Source organism: Streptomyces mabaensis (assembly GCF_053763515.1).
On record NZ_JBSOPZ010000002.1, the window covers coordinates 266,264 to 281,706 of the forward strand.

Annotated in this window: 12 protein-coding genes, 1 tRNA gene and 1 pseudogene; 6 read left to right on the plus strand and 8 right to left on the minus strand. The window is 72.0% G+C overall.

The window, feature by feature from the left end; translation table 11 throughout:
• Positions 1-30: 30 nt before the first annotated feature.
• A pseudogene (locus tag ACWV17_RS02800) lies at positions 31-988 on the plus strand (IS481 family transposase).
• Here ACWV17_RS02800 and ACWV17_RS02805 read toward each other — a convergent pair.
• The gene (locus ACWV17_RS02805; RefSeq protein WP_455358324.1) at positions 985-2,109 is read right to left on the minus strand and encodes a M24 family metallopeptidase; all 1,125 of its coding nucleotides are present in this window, start codon (positions 2,107-2,109) and stop codon (positions 985-987) included. The pseudogene ACWV17_RS02800 and the gene ACWV17_RS02805 overlap by 4 nt on opposite strands.
• A gap of 130 nt (positions 2,110-2,239) precedes the next feature.
• Between ACWV17_RS02805 and ACWV17_RS02810 the strand changes: the two genes are divergently transcribed.
• A tRNA-His gene (locus tag ACWV17_RS02810) sits at positions 2,240-2,312 on the plus strand.
• 157 nt (positions 2,313-2,469) lie between these two features.
• Positions 2,470-5,784: a tetratricopeptide repeat protein gene (locus ACWV17_RS02815; protein WP_455358325.1), complete on the plus strand. Its 3,315-nt coding sequence runs from the start codon at positions 2,470-2,472 to the stop codon at positions 5,782-5,784.
• Here the strand turns inward: ACWV17_RS02815 and ACWV17_RS02820 are convergent.
• From ACWV17_RS02820 to ACWV17_RS02840, 5 genes are all read right to left on the minus strand, one after another.
• Positions 5,773-6,480, minus strand: coding sequence for a class I SAM-dependent methyltransferase (locus ACWV17_RS02820; protein ID WP_455358326.1), 708 nt, complete (start codon positions 6,478-6,480; stop codon positions 5,773-5,775). The genes ACWV17_RS02815 and ACWV17_RS02820 overlap by 12 nt on opposite strands.
• Positions 6,481-6,596: 116 nt before the next feature.
• Entirely contained in the window at positions 6,597-7,004 is a 408-nt protein-coding gene (gene msrB, locus ACWV17_RS02825; protein WP_455358327.1) for a peptide-methionine (R)-S-oxide reductase MsrB, read from the minus strand.
• A 9-nt stretch (positions 7,005-7,013) separates the two neighbouring features.
• Positions 7,014-8,423, minus strand: coding sequence for a UDP-N-acetylmuramate--L-alanine ligase (gene murC, locus ACWV17_RS02830; RefSeq protein WP_455358328.1), 1,410 nt, complete (start codon positions 8,421-8,423; stop codon positions 7,014-7,016).
• Between the two features lie 61 nt (positions 8,424-8,484).
• A complete protein-coding gene (locus ACWV17_RS02835) occupies positions 8,485-8,952 on the minus strand; it encodes an indole-3-glycerol phosphate synthase (RefSeq protein WP_455352043.1) in 468 nt (155 codons plus the stop codon).
• Between the two features lie 180 nt (positions 8,953-9,132).
• Positions 9,133-9,927: a pyrimidine reductase family protein gene (locus ACWV17_RS02840; protein WP_455358329.1), complete on the minus strand. Its 795-nt coding sequence runs from the start codon at positions 9,925-9,927 to the stop codon at positions 9,133-9,135.
• Between the two features lie 37 nt (positions 9,928-9,964).
• On the opposite strand from ACWV17_RS02840, the gene zapE reads away from it, so the two are divergent.
• From zapE to ACWV17_RS02855, 3 genes are all read left to right on the plus strand, one after another.
• Positions 9,965-11,056, plus strand: a complete 1,092-nt coding sequence (gene zapE / locus ACWV17_RS02845) for a cell division protein ZapE (RefSeq protein WP_455358330.1) — start codon at positions 9,965-9,967, stop codon at positions 11,054-11,056.
• Positions 11,057-11,096: 40 nt separating this feature from the next.
• The gene (locus ACWV17_RS02850; protein WP_455352040.1) at positions 11,097-11,522 is read left to right on the plus strand and encodes an OsmC family protein; all 426 of its coding nucleotides are present in this window, start codon (positions 11,097-11,099) and stop codon (positions 11,520-11,522) included.
• A 103-nt stretch (positions 11,523-11,625) separates the two neighbouring features.
• Positions 11,626-12,993, plus strand: coding sequence for an alkaline phosphatase PhoX (locus ACWV17_RS02855; protein WP_455358331.1), 1,368 nt, complete (start codon positions 11,626-11,628; stop codon positions 12,991-12,993).
• Positions 12,994-13,036: 43 nt separating this feature from the next.
• Here the strand turns inward: ACWV17_RS02855 and ACWV17_RS02860 are convergent, their stop codons facing one another.
• Together ACWV17_RS02860 and ACWV17_RS02865 are read right to left on the minus strand one after the other, a co-directional pair.
• Positions 13,037-14,146, minus strand: a complete 1,110-nt coding sequence (locus tag ACWV17_RS02860; RefSeq protein WP_455358332.1) for a CapA family protein — start codon at positions 14,144-14,146, stop codon at positions 13,037-13,039.
• An 86-nt stretch (positions 14,147-14,232) separates the two neighbouring features.
• Positions 14,233-15,318, minus strand: coding sequence for a S1 family peptidase (locus ACWV17_RS02865; RefSeq protein WP_455358333.1), 1,086 nt, complete (start codon positions 15,316-15,318; stop codon positions 14,233-14,235).
• Between the last annotated feature and the right edge of the window lie 125 nt (positions 15,319-15,443).

Below are 15,443 nucleotides of genomic sequence, written 5' to 3' on the forward strand. Positions count from 1 at the left end.
TGTCTAGGAACTCACCGCACGGAGGTCTTCGTGTCCCACCGTAACGCCCGGCTGACCGTTCACGGCAGACGGATCCTGGTCGAACGTGTCGGTTCCGGCAGGCCGGTCGCCCACGTGGCCGCCGAGATGGGCGTCTCCCGGGCCAGCGGCCCACAAATGGATCCGCCGGTGGCGGTCCGAAGGCGAGCCGGGACTGCTCGACCGCCCCAGCAAGCCCCGCACGACGCCGCACCGAACCCCGCCCGCCATCGAGGCCCAGGTCTGCGAGCTAAGGACGGCACGGAAGCTGGGCCCGGCCCGGATCGGCCCCATCCTGGGCCTTCCCGCCTCGACCACGCACCGGATACTCACCCGGCATGGCCTGCACCGGCTTGCCTGGCTCGACAGGCCCACCGGCACCGTGATCCGCCGCTACGAACGCGACCGCCCCGGCGAACTGGTCCACATCGACGTCAAGAAGCTCGGGCGGATTCCCGATGGCGGCGGCCACAAGGTCCTGGGCCGTCAGGCCGGCCGGGCCACCCGCTCCGCCATGGGCTTCGACTACGTCCACTCCGCCGTCGACGACTACTCCCGCCTCGCCTACAGCGAGATCCACCCCGACGAGAAGGCCGCGACCTGCGCGGGCTTCCTCACCCGCGCAGCCGCGTTCTTCCACAGCCAGGGCATCACCCGCATTGAGCGGGTCCTCACCGACAACGCATGGGCCTACCGCAAGGGCCTGGCCTGGAAGGCCGTCCTGGCCGACCTCGGCGCGGCCGGCAAACTCACCCGTGCTTACCGGCCGCAGACCAACGGCAAGGTCGAACGCTTCAACCGCACCCTGCTCGACGAATGGGCCTACCTGCGGCCTTACACCTCAAACGACGAGCGGACCGCGGCCCTGGCAGACTTCCTCCACACCTACAACCACCACCGCTGTCACACCGCACTGGGCGGACACCCACCCATCAGCCGTGTCAACAACACTGCGGGTCAATACACCTAGTCCACCAGCGCCAGCTCGCGTGCGGCGGTGTTGAAGCGGCGGCCGCCTTGTTCGGTGACCGTCACGATGTCCTCGATCCGCACCCCGAAGCGGCCCGGCAGATAGACGCCGGGCTCGATCGAGAAGCACATCCCGGGCACCAGCGGCTGCTCCTCGCCCTCGATCATGTACGGGGGCTCGTGGGTGGTCACCCCGATCCCGTGCCCGGTGCGGTGGATGAACCGCTCTCCGTACCCCGCCGCCGTGATGACCGCCCGCGCCACCCGGTCCACCTCCTGGCAGGCGATCCCCGGCCGGACCGCCTCGAACGCCGCCTGCTGCGCCGCCCGTACGACGTTGTGGACGCGCTGTTCCTCCGCGCCCGGGGCGCCGACATGCACCGTACGGGAGATGTCGGAGCCGTAGCCGTGCATGAGGCCACCGAAGTCGAGGACGACCATGTCACCGTCGCCGATGACACGCTCGCCGGCCTCGTGGTGCGGGTTGGCGCCGTTCGGGCCGGAGCCGACGACCGTGAAGTCCACCTGGGAATGCCCGGACTCCCTCAGCAGCGCGGCGAGATCGGCCGCCACCTCGGTCTCCCGCCGCCCGGAGAAGCGGACCTTCAAGATCCGCTCGTACACGGCGTCGGCCGCCGCGCCGGCCGCCTCCAGCCGGGCGAGTTCGTGCGCGTCCTTCACCGCGCGCAGCATGGGCAGGGCCTCGGTCAGCGAGACGTACGACAGGCCCGGCAGCTCCTTCTGCAGGCCGAGCAGATGCAGGGCCCAGGCGTTGTCGCTGATCCCGAACCGGCCCCCGGCGTCCAGCAGCGGCGCCGTCACGCCGTACGGGTCCTTGCCGTCGGTCCAGTCACGCAGCGTGAGCGCGGCGGCTCCGGCGGCGCGCTCCGCGTCCGGGGCCTCCAGCGCCGGCACCACCAGGACGGGTTCCCGGCCGGCCGCCAGCACCAGAAGGGTCAGGCGTTCGGTGGCGGCGGGCGGCCGGTAGCCGGTGAGATGAACGAGATCCGGCCCCGGCGCGATGAGCAGCCCGGCGAGCCCGGCGTCGGCGGCGGCCCGCGCCGCCCGGTCCATCCGGACCCGGTAGTCGGCGGCGGTGAAGGGTACGGGCGTGCCGGTCATGGAAGCCTCCTTCTCGACGCCCCCATCCTGCCGGAGCCCGGACGCGGCCGCTACCGGGTCGTCCACGAGCCCCTCACCTCATCCGCTATGCTGTACGTGCACATGAACGGGCGCCTCGGCGCCCGTCTTGGTGGGTGTAGCTCAGCTGGTAGAGCACCTGGTTGTGGTCCAGGTGGCCGCGGGTTCAAGTCCCGTCACTCACCCTGTGAAGAGCCCTCGGGGGCACGAGATCCGTCTCGTGCCCCCGAGGGCTTTCGCGTTGTCGGCGCGACGGCCCCCTGACGTCCGTGGACCGGCGTGAGATCCTGACCCGGAGGTTCGGACAGAACGGTTCAGTTGTGTGCCGACAGGGGGAACTCGATGTTCGGGGCAGAGCTCTTCACCCAGACCGCCGCCACCGCGGCAGGCACCATGGTGGCCCTGATGACCACGGACGCCTGGTCCGCCGCCCGCCACCGGATCGCGCGGATCTTCGGCCGCAGGGGCGGCGCGATCGTGGAGGAGCTGGAACGCACCCGCGGAGTCATCGACGCGGCGCCCGCCGACCGGCAGGCCCTCGTCATACGCGAACAGCAGGACCAGTGGCGCTCCCAGCTGGCCGCGCTGCTGGCCGAGAATCCGGCCCTCGCCTCCCAACTCGGCGCGTTCGTGGAGGAGTTCCACGGAATGCTGCCGGTGGCGCAGCTGACCGTGGTGCACCAGACCATCCACGCCGACGGCCCCGGCGCGCGTTTCGAGCTCGGCGGCGCCGCCGGTCAGCCGCCCTCCGCCGGCACTCCGTCCGGCGCGCTGACCGTCTCCCCGCCGCTGGGCCGCCTCGACCGGCGGGTACGCGGCCGTGAGCCGCTTCTCGACACCCTCAAGCAGCTGGTCGGCAAGCCCACCTCCGGGGTCCATGTGCTGCACGGCATGGGCGGCAGCGGGAAGACCACGGTGGCCCTGGAGATCGCCGCGTACGCCGCCGCGACCGGCGTCGACGTGTGGTGGGTGTCGGCCGCGGACGAGGCCGTGCTGAGCGTCGGCATGCGCGAGGTGGTCGCCGCCCTCGGGACACCCGTGGACCTCATCGACCGTGCCTGGTCCGGCCGTTCGAGCGCCACCGACCTGCTGTGGCGGCGGCTGTGCGACGCCGCCCGCCCCTGGCTGCTGGTCGTCGACAACGCCGACGAGCCCGAACACCTCGCCCCGCACGGCCGGCTGGCCGAGGGCACCGGCTGGATCCGGCCGGCTGCCGAGCTCCCCGGCCTGGTCCTGCTCACCAGCCGCGACGGCAGCCCGGTCACCTGGGGCCCCTGGGCGACACTGCACCCGGTGGACGCTCTGGAGGAGGCCGACGCCACCGACGTCCTGCGGGACATCGCCGGTGAACGGGCCGGTCCGCGCGCGGACGCGCTGCTCCTCGCGCGCAGGCTCGGCTGCCTGCCGCTGGCGCTGCGCATCGCGGGCGCCCACCTCTCGGCCGCCTCCGCGTTCCCCGACTGGCCGGGGACCAGCGCCATCCGTACCTACGCCGACTACCGGGCGGCCCTGGACGACCGTTTCACCGAGCTCCTCGACGAGGACCCGCCCGGCGGCCACGCCCCGCCCGCCGGGGCCGTACCGGTGAGCCGTACCTGGGAGCTCTCGCTGGACCTGCTGGAGCGCCGCGGCATCACCCAGGCCCGTCCGCTGATGCGGCTGCTGTGCTGCCTGGGCGAGGCGCCCGTGCCGCTCGTCGGCCTGCTGCGCCCCGACCGCCTGGCGGACTCCTTCCTGCTGCCCGGTCTCACGCCCCACCAGCTGTTCACCGCGCTGACCTCCCTCGCCGACTTCGGCCTGATCGAACTGGACACGCCGCACACCGTCGCCGGCGGCCAGTCCGTACGCACCCTGCTGCTGCATCCGCTGGTACGCGACGCGGGCCGGCGTCAGCGGGACCTCGCCGAGCACCGGGAGGAGTACGCGTCGGCGGTCGCCGACCTGGTCGCCGCGGCCGTCGCGGACCTGAGCGTGGACGACCCGCGGGACTGGCCGCGCTGGCGGCTGCTGCTGCCGCACTGCGACGCCCCGCTGGCCATGATCGACGACCCGTACGAGGCGGATCCCGAGCTGGTCTCCAAGGCACTGCGCGCAGCCGCGGCCGGGGCCCGTCACCTGTTCCGGGTGGGCTGGCTGGACCGCGCCGAGGCGGTGCTCGACGCGTGCGAGCCCGTTGCCGCCGCCTGCGGCCCGCTGGACCCCGAAGCGCTGGACGTCCGCTCCGCCGCCGCCCACCTGCTCCAGTTACGCGGCCGCCTCGCCGCCGCGGAGACCCTGCTCCGTACGATCCTGGACGACACCCGCGCGCTCTACGGCGACGGCGCCGGCGAGACCGCCGACGCGCGGCACGCCCTGGCGGTACTCCTGGACGACCGCGGCCGCACCGCGGAGGCGGAGGCGGAGTTCCGCACGGTGTACGCCACCCGACGCACCCTGCTCGGCGAACGCTCCCCGCAGACCCTCGCGGCCCGCAAGGGCGTCGCCCGCATGTCCCAGCAGCGCGGGCTGCTGGCGGAGGCGGAGCAGGAGTACCGGCTGGTGCTCGACGCCTACCGCCAGGCGCTCGGCGACGGCCACCCCGACACCCTGACCACCCGGCACGACGTGGCCCAGGTGCTGCACGAGCGCGGCATGTTCCGGCAGGCCGAGCAGGAGCTGCGGGAAACTCACGAGATGTGCGCGCAACTGCTGGGCACGGCCCATCCGGACACCCTGGCGGTCCGCCACGACCTCGCGGACGTCCTGCGCGACCGGGGCCTGCTGGCGGAGGCGGAAGCCGAGTTCCGGACGGTGCTGCGGCTGTGCCGCGACATTCACGGCGAGGACCATCCGGCCACGGTGGCGGCCCGGCACGGACTGGCGACGGTGTTACGCGACCGGGGCTGGCCCGGCGACGCGGAGCTGGAGTTCCGCGAGGTGTTCGAGGTCCGCCGCAGACTGCTCGGCGACATGCACCCGCACACCCTGATGGTCCGTCACAACCTTGCCGACCTCCTCAAGGAACGCGGCCGGCTGGAGGACGCCGAGGCGGAGTTCCGGGCGGTGTACCAGGCCCGCCGTACCGTCCTCGGCGAACAGCACCTGCTCACCCTCTCCGTACGGCACGGCGTGGCCCGCGTCCTGCATCTGCGCGGCCGCACCGGCCAGGCGGAAACCGAGTACCGCACCGTCCTCACCGACTGCACCGGCACTCTCGGTCCCCGCCACCCCGGTACCCTCGCGGTCCGCCACAACCTCGCCGACCTCCTCATGGACCAGGGCCAACTGCTCCAGGCCGAGGGGGAGTTCCGCGAAGTGTACGAGGCCCGCTGCACAGTCCTCGGCGAACAGCACCTGCTCACCCTCTCCGCTCGCCACGGCGCGGCCCGCGTCCTGCACCTCCGCGGCCGCACCGGCCAGGCGGAAACCGAGTACCGCACCGTCATCGCGGACTGCACCGACACCGTCGGCGCCCGCCACCCCGGTACGCTCGCCACCCGCCACAACCTCGCCGGCCTCCTCATGGACCAGGGCCGGCTGGCCGAAGCGGAGGAGGAGTTCACCGAGGTGCACACGGCTTGCGAGGAGGTACTCGGCGAGCACCACCCCCGCACGCACGCGGCGGCGCAGGCGCTGCGCGAGGTGGCCCGGTCGCGGGCGGCCGGCTCAGGCGCCTGAACCGACCACTTCCGCGGGCTCGTAGGCGAAGCGGGCCGGGATCTGGCGCAGGTCCCACAGCGCCAGCACCTTGTCGTCGTAGAAGTCGTCGGACTCCTCGTCGTTCAGCACCCGCAGCGGCTCGGGCAGCCCGAACGGGGCCAGCCGCAGGTTGATCGGCCGCCACCATCCCGTGACGATGTCGGTGTTGGTCTGGGTCTGTGCGAAGGACGTGGTGAGCAGATACCGCGAACCGCTCTGCCTGAACCGGGTCAGCGCGTCCACCACATGCTGGTAGGAGAAGTGCACCAGCGCGTCCCGGCACAGGATGAGATCGACCCGGGGCACCTGCTCGGCGGTGAAGTCGAGCAGCTGGAAGGACCGGCCGGGGGCCTGGTGGCGCACCCGGTTGCTCTCGATCAGTTCCTCGACGATGTCACCCCCCGTGTAGCTGACGCCGTCGAGGTCGACGTACCGCATCCAGTTGAAGTCCCCGCACGGCGCGTCGAGGACCGACCGGACCCCCAACTCGCGGATCAGCGCGTTCAGTCGGGAGATGACGCGCTGCATCCGCAGCAGCTCGGACCCCGGCCCGGACCGCGTTTCGGCCGAACCCCAGCGGTTGGTGCGGTAGATGGCGGTGAACAGATCGGGAAGATCGGTCGCGCCACGTACCGCTCGGGTCTCGTCGGCATCGACATGTATGCGTTCGACCACGTCGTAGACGGGCTCCCCTGGATTACTGAGGTACCGCGAGGTCAATGACGTCCTCTTTCGCTGCCCGGCGGCGGGATGTATGGAGCCCACCGGCACAAGTCGGCAGCATAGGGGAATCAGTCTTCGGCCGGGGTCAGCCGCAGCGAGATCGAGTTGATGCAGTACCGCTGGTCGGTCGGGGTGGGGTAGCCCTCGCCCTCGAAGACATGGCCCAGATGCGAGCCGCAGGTCGCGCACCGCACCTCCGTGCGGCGCATGCCGTGCGAGCGGTCCTCGATCAGCTCGACCGCGTCCGTGTCCTTCGGGTCGTAGAACGACGGCCAGCCGCAGTGCGACGCGAACTTCGTGTCGGAGCGGAACAGCTCGGCCCCGCAGGCCCGGCAGGAGTACACACCGGCCGTCTTGGTGTCCGTGTACTCACCGACGAAGGCGGGCTCGGTGCCGGCCTGGCGCAGGACCGCGTACTCCGCCGCGGACAGCTCCTCGCGCCACTGCTCGTCCGGCTTCTCCACTTCGTACGCCATGGCGTCTCCTCAGTTCGACGGGTGGGCGAGGCCGATTGCCTTGAGGATCTCGGGACCGAGGTCGGTGACATCGCCCGCCCCCATGGTGAGAACGAGATCGCCCGGCTTCGCCATTCCCGCGATGATCCCGGGGGCCGCCGCCTTGTCGTGCGCGGCCGTCACCTCGGCGCCCGCCCCCTTCGCCGCGTCGATGATGAGCGCGCTGGTGATGCCGGGGATCGGGTCCTCGCGGGCCGGGTAGATGTCGAGGACCACCGAGGAGTCGGCTGCCGCCAGTGCCTGGCCCATCTCGGTGCCCAGCTCCTGCGTCCGGGAGAAGAGGTGGGGCTGGAAGACGACCAGGATGCGCGCGCCCTCGGCGGCGCCGCGGATCGCCTCCAGGTCGGCCGCCATCTCGGTGGGGTGGTGGGCGTACGAGTCGATGACCTGGACGCCGTTCGCCTCGCCCTTGAGCTGGAGGCGGCGCTTGACCCCGGTGTACTTGCCGAGCGCGGAGGCGAGGTTGTGGGCCGGGATGCCGAGGGCGACACCGGCGGCGAGCGCGGCCACCGCGTTGTGCGCGTAGTGGCGGCCGGGGACGGAGACGGTGAAGGTGAGGAACTTGCCGTCGAGCAGGACCGTCACCTCGCTGGTGAGGCCGCGCGGGGTGACCTTGTGGACGCGTACGTCCGCCGACTCCGACTCCCCGTACGTCACCACCTTGATCGTCGACAGGTCACGGACCCGGGAGGTGAGCTCGGCGGCGCCGGCCTGGTCCGCGGCGACGACGAGCGTGCCGCCGGGGACGATCCGGCCGACGAAGGTCTCGAAGGAGTCGTAGATCTCGTCCATCGAGGCGTAGTTGGCGTGGTGGTCCAGCTCGGCGTTGAGGACGATGGCGACCTCGGGCGCGTACTTGTGGAAGCTGCGGTCGCTCTCGTCGGCCTCGGCGACGAAGATCTCACCGTGACCGTGGTGGGCGTTGGAGCCCGGCGCGTCGAGGTCGCCACCGATGGCGTACGACGGGTCGAGGCCCAGCGCGGCGAGCGACACGGCCAGCATCGAGGTGGTGGTCGTCTTGCCGTGCGTACCGGCCACGGCGATGGGGCGCAGCCCGCCCATCAGGGAGGCCAGCGCGTCGGACCGGTGGACGACCGGGATGCCCAGCTCGGCGGCGCGGGCCAGCTCGGGATTGTCCGCCCGGATGGCGCTGGAGACGACCACGCAGGAGGCGTCGTCCGCGAGGTGCCCGGCGGCGTGCCCGATGTGGACCGTGGCCCCCTGGGCGCGCAGCGCCTCGGCGGTGGCGGACTCCCGGGCATCACTGCCGGCGACCTTGGCGCCGCGCTGGGCGAGGATCTTCGCGATGCCCGACATTCCGGCGCCGCCGATGCCGATGAAGTGCGGTCGGTCCATGGCGGAAGGAAGGCCGGATGCCATGCGTGTGTCTCCCCGGGGGTGTCTGCTGTCGTACGGACGTGGCTGCTGCGCGGAGGCCAGCTTATTCGTTGTGCGCGAAGAGCTTGAGCACCGGTACGCCGACCTTGTGGCGGGCGCGGGAGGCCCAGTCGCGGTGGAAGAACTCCTCGACGAAGTGGGGTGCGGTCAGGACGATCACCTCGTCCGCCCCCGTCTCCTCGACGACGGACTTCAGCTTGTCCAGCGGATGCTTCTCGATCACCTCGCCGACCGCCTCGTTGCCCGACGCGCGCAGGGCCTCCACCGAGTGGGCGAGGGCCCTCTCGGCCGCGGGTCTCGCGTCCTGGCCCTCCGGCTCGTCGCCCTCGCGGATGGCGTCGGGCAGCTCGCCGAGGGCCACGTCGTCGATGGCCCGGAGCAGCCGGTCCTGGTCGCCGCGCGGCTGCATGAGGACGACGAAGGAGACCCGGTCCTCGCCGTGCAGTGTGGTGACGAACTCCACGTCGACAGGCGTCAGGGGCTTCTCGATCATCAATACGCTGGTGAACACGACGGGCGCCCTCTCCTCGATGGGTCGTGGCCGACCCCTGCGGAAACCATCCTGCCCCGTGCGCGACGGGACCTGCGCATTTAAGTGTGCCCAGCGGAAACTAAGCGGAACGGTGAATTCCGGAGTGTCGGACAGGAGTGCCGGACGGGGGTGTCGGACCAGGGTGCCGGGCGGGGGTGTTCAGATCCGACGGTATCGGGTGAAAAGGAACCCACCCTCCTCCAGTATGGACGCCAGTGCGAACCGTTCCGGGGCGGCGAGAGCGGGTCCGCCCGCGATGCGCTGGGCGTCGCCGGCGGTGAGCATCGGCGCGACCGTCAGGCAGAGCTCGTCCAGCACGTCGGCCGCCACCAACTGACCGAGCAGCCGGGGCCCGCCCTCGGTCAGCTGCCGGGTCAGGCCCCGGTCCGCCAGCGCGCGCAGCGCGCGCGCCGGGTCGACGGCGGCCCCCTCTCCCGCGATCAGCACCTGCGCGCCCGCCTTCTCGGCGGCGTGCACCCGGTCGGCGGGTGCTCCCGCGCCGGTCAGGATCAGGGTCGGGACCAGGGGTGAGGCGAACAGCGGCAGGTCGAAGTCCAGCCGGAGGCTCGCGCTGACCACGGCGATGGCGGGGGCGGGTCCCTGTCCGGCCGCCTCCCGGCGGGCGGCGAAGGCCTCGCGGGCGCGGGCCGGCCGGTAGCCCTCCAGACGAACCGTTTCCGCCCCGACCACCACCACATCGGCCAGGCCCCGCAGGGTGCCGAAGATCCGCATGTCCGTCTCGCAGGAGATGGGCTGGGAGCGGCCGTCGTGCTGGGCCGCGCCGTCCAGGGTGGAGACCATGTTGGCCCGCAGCCAGGAGGCCTCCCCGGCCGGGTACGCGTAGGCCTCGGCCAGCTCGTCGAGATTCCAGTCCCACGCGCCGGCGGGTGCCGCGGCTCCGGCGGCTCCGGCCGCCTCCGGTGTCTGGTCGGTCACAGGGAACAGGCGTCGCATGCCGTGCAGTGTGGCACGGGACGTAGAGTGAGGAGTTGTGTCGTCCTCAACCACCGCGTCCGAGCAGAACCCGATAGCCGAGGCGGGGCCGCTGTCGCTGTGCGCCCGCTCGCCGCACGTTCCCGCCGACCGGCTGGTCGCCGAGATGGTGCCGCCACCCCGGTTCGACTCGGTGCGCTTCGCCACGTACGTGCCGGACCTGAACCAGCCCAGCCAGGCCGAGGCGGTCACCGTCCTGAGCGGCTTCGCGGCCGGCCTCGGCGGGGCGCACGCGACGGGCTCCGGCAAGCGCCGGTGGTTCTCGAAGAAGCCGGCCGCGCCGGCCGGTCCGCGCGGCGTGTATCTGGACGGCGGCTACGGCGTCGGCAAGACGCATCTGCTGGCCTCCCTCTGGCACGCCACGCCGGCCGCCCCGGAGTACAAGGCGTTCGGCACGTTCGTCGAGCTGACGAACCTGGTCGGCGCCCTCGGCTTCCAGCAGACCGTACGGACCCTGAGCGGGCACCGGCTGCTCTGCATCGACGAATTCGAGCTCGACGACCCGGGCGACACGGTCCTGGTCTCCACCCTGCTCGGCAAGCTCGTGGACGCGGGCGTGGCGCTGGCGGCGACCTCCAACACCCTCCCCGGCAAGCTCGGCAAGGGGCGCTTCGCCGCCGCCGACTTCCTCCGCGAGATCCAGGGGCTGTCCGCCCACTTCCGGCCGCTGCGGATCGACGGCGAGGACTACCGGCACCGCGGGCTGCCCGAGGCTCCGCCGCCGTACTCCGACGAGCAGGTCGCCAAGGCGGCGTACGCCACCGACCAGGCCTCGCTGGACGATTTCCCGGGCCTGCTGGACCACCTGTCGAAGGTCCACCCGAGCCGGTACGGGGCGCTGACGGACGGCGTCCGCGCCGTCTGCCTCACCGATGTGCGGCCCGTCCCGGACCAGTCGACGGCCCTGCGCCTGGTGGTGCTCGCGGACCGGCTGTACGACCGGGAGGTGCCGGTGCTCGCGTCCGGACTGCCGTTCGACCAGCTGTTCAGCGACGAGATGCTGAACGGCGGGTACCGGAAGAAGTACTTCCGGGCGATCTCAAGGCTCACCGCGCTGGCGCGGGACGCAAAGGGCTTGGTGGCCCAGTAGGTTGGGGCGGTTGGGACCAATCCATCTGAAGGGATCCATCATGGCCACCAAGCGTCAGGCGCACACGGTGTGGGAGGGCAACCTGCTCGAGGGCGCGGGCACCGTGACTCTCGACTCCTCCGGCATCGGCGCGTACCCGGTCTCCTGGCCGTCGCGCGCCGAGCAGGCCAACGGCAAGACCAGCCCGGAGGAGCTCATCGCGGCCGCTCACTCCAGCTGCTTCTCCATGGCGCTGTCGCACGCCCTCGCGGGGGCCGGCAACCCGCCCACCCGGCTGAACACCCAGGCCGAGGTCACCTTCCAGCCGGGCACCGGTATCACGGGCATCCACCTCACCGTGCAGGGCGAGGTGCCGGGTCTGGACGAGGCGGGCTTCGTCAAGGCGGCGGAGGACGCGAAGGCCAACTGCCCGGTGAGCCAGGCGCTGACGGGCACGACGATCACGCTGTCCGCCTCGCTCGCCTGACCGCGCTTTCCCGAGGCGCCGTGGCCCGCATGGTTCCGTGTCACCTACACACGTGATACACACATGCGGGTCACATTCCTGGCCGCCAGCAGGGAGTTGCCTCATGACCGCAACACGACGTCAAGTCCTGGCCGGTACCGGCGCAACGGTCGCCGGGATCGCCTTCACCGGCTCCGTCTCGGAACTGTTCGCCGGCACGGCCGCCGCGCAGGGCCGGGGCAGGAGCGGTTACGGGCCGCTCGTGCCCGACCCGGACGGCCTGCTCGATCTGCCCAGAGGCTTTCGCTACAAGGTCCTGTCCCGGGAGGGCGATCCGCTTCGCTCCCACCCGGACGAGGGCCGGGTGCCCAGCAACCACGACGGCATGGCCGCCTTCGCGGGCCGCCGCGGCCGCGTCCATCTGGTCCGCAATCACGAGAACCGCCCCACCGCCAGAATCCGGGTGCCGGCCGTCAAAGGCCTGACGTACGACCCGAACGGCATGGGCGGCTGTACGGCCATCGCGCTGGACTCCCGCAACAACGTGCTGGGCGAACGGGTCGCCATCGCCGGTACGGCCGTGAACTGCGCGGGCGGTCCCAGCCCCTGGGGCACCTGGCTGACCTGCGAGGAGACCGAGGACAAGGCCGGCACCAACGGCTACACGAAGGACCACGGCTTCATCTTCGAGGTCGATCCGGTCGATCCACACCGCACCGGGGCCGTGCCGCTCACGGCGATGGGCCGCTTCCAGCACGAGGCGATCGCCGTCGACCCGAAGAGCGGCATCGTGTACGAGACCGAGGACGCCTTCCAGAAACCTTTCGGCTTGTTCTACCGCTTCCTGCCCGAGAAGCCGCTGGGCGGTAGGGGCTCGTTGCGCGCCGGGGGTGCGCTGGAGGCCATGCGCGTACCCGGCGTGCCGGACCTCTCGGCGATCCAGGAGACCGGCGCGAGCTTCGGCGGGGTGGAGTGGGTCCCGGTCCCGGACCCGCTGGCGAAGCAGACCCCGATCCGGTTGCAGGACTTCGGCCCGAAGGGCGTCACGCACGCCCAGAAGCTGGAGGGCTGCTACTGGGGCGGCCGGTCGGTGTACTTCGTCTCCAGCTTCGCGCGCAGCCGGGAGGGCTCGGCGGCCGACCACTTCGGCCAGGTGTGGAAGTACGAGCCGCACCGGCGCCGGCTCACCCTCGTCATCGCTTTCGGCCCGAGTACGGACATCCAGCTGCCCGGCGAGTCCCCGGACAACATCTGCCTCGCGCCGAGCGGCGGTCTGATGGTGTGCGAGGACGGCGACGGGGCGCAGCACGTCTACGGGCTGACCCGGCGGGGCGAGGTGTACGCGATGGCCAGAGGGGCCCAGAACCTTGGTACGCCCGAGGCGCCGGAGTGGGGCGAGTTCGCCGGCGTCGCCTTCTCGCCGGACGGCGGAACGATGTACGTGAACTGCTACACCCCCGGCACCACCTTCGCCGTCACCGGGCCCTGGTGACAGCGGTGCCCGCGCTCGGGCGGCTGCCGGCCGCGCCCTGACCTCAGCGTGCGAGGGTCAGCATGCCGTCGGGGGTACGGGCGACGTGGGTGCCGAAGCTTCGGCTGACCCGGTTGAGGGTCGCTTCCAGCCACGCCCGGTCCGCGGACTGGGCGTGCTGGAGGCGCAGCCGCCTGGACCTCAGGGGCGCGAGCCGGACCCCGGCCAGTGTGCCGGTGTCCGGCTCCAGCGCGGCGAAGTACAGCAGCCGCAGGTCGTCCCGGTACTCCTCGTAGCCCGTGATGCCCTCGTAGTCGTCGATGAAGTCGCCGCAGCCGTAGAGGATGAGCTTGTCGCGGTAGACCTCCACCGGGCGGGGGTGGTGCGAGGAGTGGCCGTGGACCACGTCGACCCCGCCGTCGATCAGCGCGTGGGCGAAGCGGATCTGGTCGTGCGGGATGCCGTAGCCCCAGTTCGAACCCCAGTGGACGGACACGACCGCCACGTCCGCCGGCCGCTTCGCCTGCTGGACGTGATGGACGATCGCGGCCGCCGCGGCATCCGACGCCTGGGGTACGAAGGCGACGCCGGCCCGGTCGTCGGTCGCGGCCCAGCTCAGCGGGATGCCGCTGGACGGCATCCCGCACGAGAAGACCAGGACCCGGCCGCCGCCGTCGACGGTGACGTCCGCGGGCCGCCACGCCTCGGCCGCGTCCCTGCCCGCGCCCGCGGTGCGCAGGCCGCCGCCGCTCAGGGTGTCGAGGGTGTCCGTCAGGCCCCGGGGGCCGAGGTCCAGCACGTGGTTGTTGGCCAGGACACAGGCGTCGGGCCGGCCCGCGGTCAGGCAGGGGAGGTTGGCCGGGTCCATCCGGTAGTGCACTTCCTTGCCCGGCGCGAAGTCGTCGCTTCGCGTGATGCTCGTTTCCAGGTTCACCACGAAGGCGTCGGGCGCGGCCTCCTCCAGTGCCTGGAGGGCGTCGCCCCACGGCCAGAAGTAGTCCACCGGGTGCGGGACCGGACCGTTGGCCGCCTCCGCCAGCTCGACGTACGCCCGGGCGTCGACCAGGTACCTCTCCCGCAGCTCCGGGTCACCGGGGTGGGGGAGGATCTGGTCGACGCCGCGGCCGAGCATCACGTCGCCGCAGAGGGCCAGCGTCACCAGGTCGCCGCGCACACTTCCACGCTAGGCCCTGTCCGGGCGGTGGTCTCGCGGAGCTTTCCGAAGGCCCCAGACCCCCCTCGTCGGTGCCGACGTCGGAGTCAGCCGTTCTGGCCGTTGCCGCCCGCGCCGATCTCCGCGCCCACCGCGGCCAGTGCGGTCGTCACCGGCTGGAAGAACGTCTCACCGCCGGCGGTGCAGTCTCCGCTGCCGCCGGAGGTGAGGCCGATCGCGCTCCCGTCGGGCGTGAAGAGCGCGCCGCCGCTGTCGCCCGGTTCCGCGCAGACACTGGTCTGGATCAGCCCGGTGACGGTGCCCTCCGGGTAGTTCACGGTCGCGTCGAGTCCGGTGACCGCGCCGTCCCGCAGCCCGGTGGTGCTGCCCATCCGGAACACCTGCTGGCCGACCGCCGCGTCGGCGGCCTGCGTGATCTGCACGGTCTGGCCGCCGCCGACATCCACCGCGCTGGGGGCCTCGACGCCGGGGTCGTCGTAGCTGACGAGTGCGAAGTCGCCCTCGCCGGGGAAGGTCGCCGCCTGGACCGTACCGATGGGCGCGCCGTTCGGGTCCTCCGACCACTGCTCGGTCGCGACACCGCAGTGCCCGGCGGTGAGGAAACCGGGCTGCCCGTCCTGAGTGGTCACATTGAAACCCAGGGAGCAGCGCGCGCCGCCGCCGAAAATCGCGTCGCCGCCCTCCAGGAACGGCTTGAACTCGCCCTGGGACTTCTGGATACGGGCCGTCCCCGTGCCCAGCGATTCCACGGCGCTCTCCAGTTGGTCCCACCGCTCACCGGTGACCGTGCGGTCCGCCGTCACCAGGATCTGGTTGGTCCTCGGGTCGACGGCCCACGCCGTGCCCGGGATGCTGGCCTGCCGGGTGAGCGTCCGCGTGGCGGACTTCAGTTCACCGGCGCTGTTCTCCACATCTCTGGGCACCGCGCCGGCCTTCTTGACCTGGACGTTCACGTTGTTGTTGTCGCCCACGACGTTGACGACGACCTGCTGCTTCTCCGCGTCGTAGTACGCCCCTCCGTAGGACTCGCCGAGCTGCGAGGCCAGCTGCGCGACGAGATCCGCCGCCGATGCGGCGCTCACCGTCTTGGGGGCGGCTCCTGACGAGGACTCGGACCCGGACTGCGAGGCATTGGCCTGGGGCAGCAGCACCGCGGCTGCGGCGATGCCCACGGCCCCGGCTCCTGCGAGAACGGCCTTTCGCTTCGGTATGCGCCTGTGACTCAACTCGTCGCCTCCTGCGGGGGTACGGAGCCCGGTTGCCGGCGGAAACCGGGGGGACGCGTCCGACCACAGAT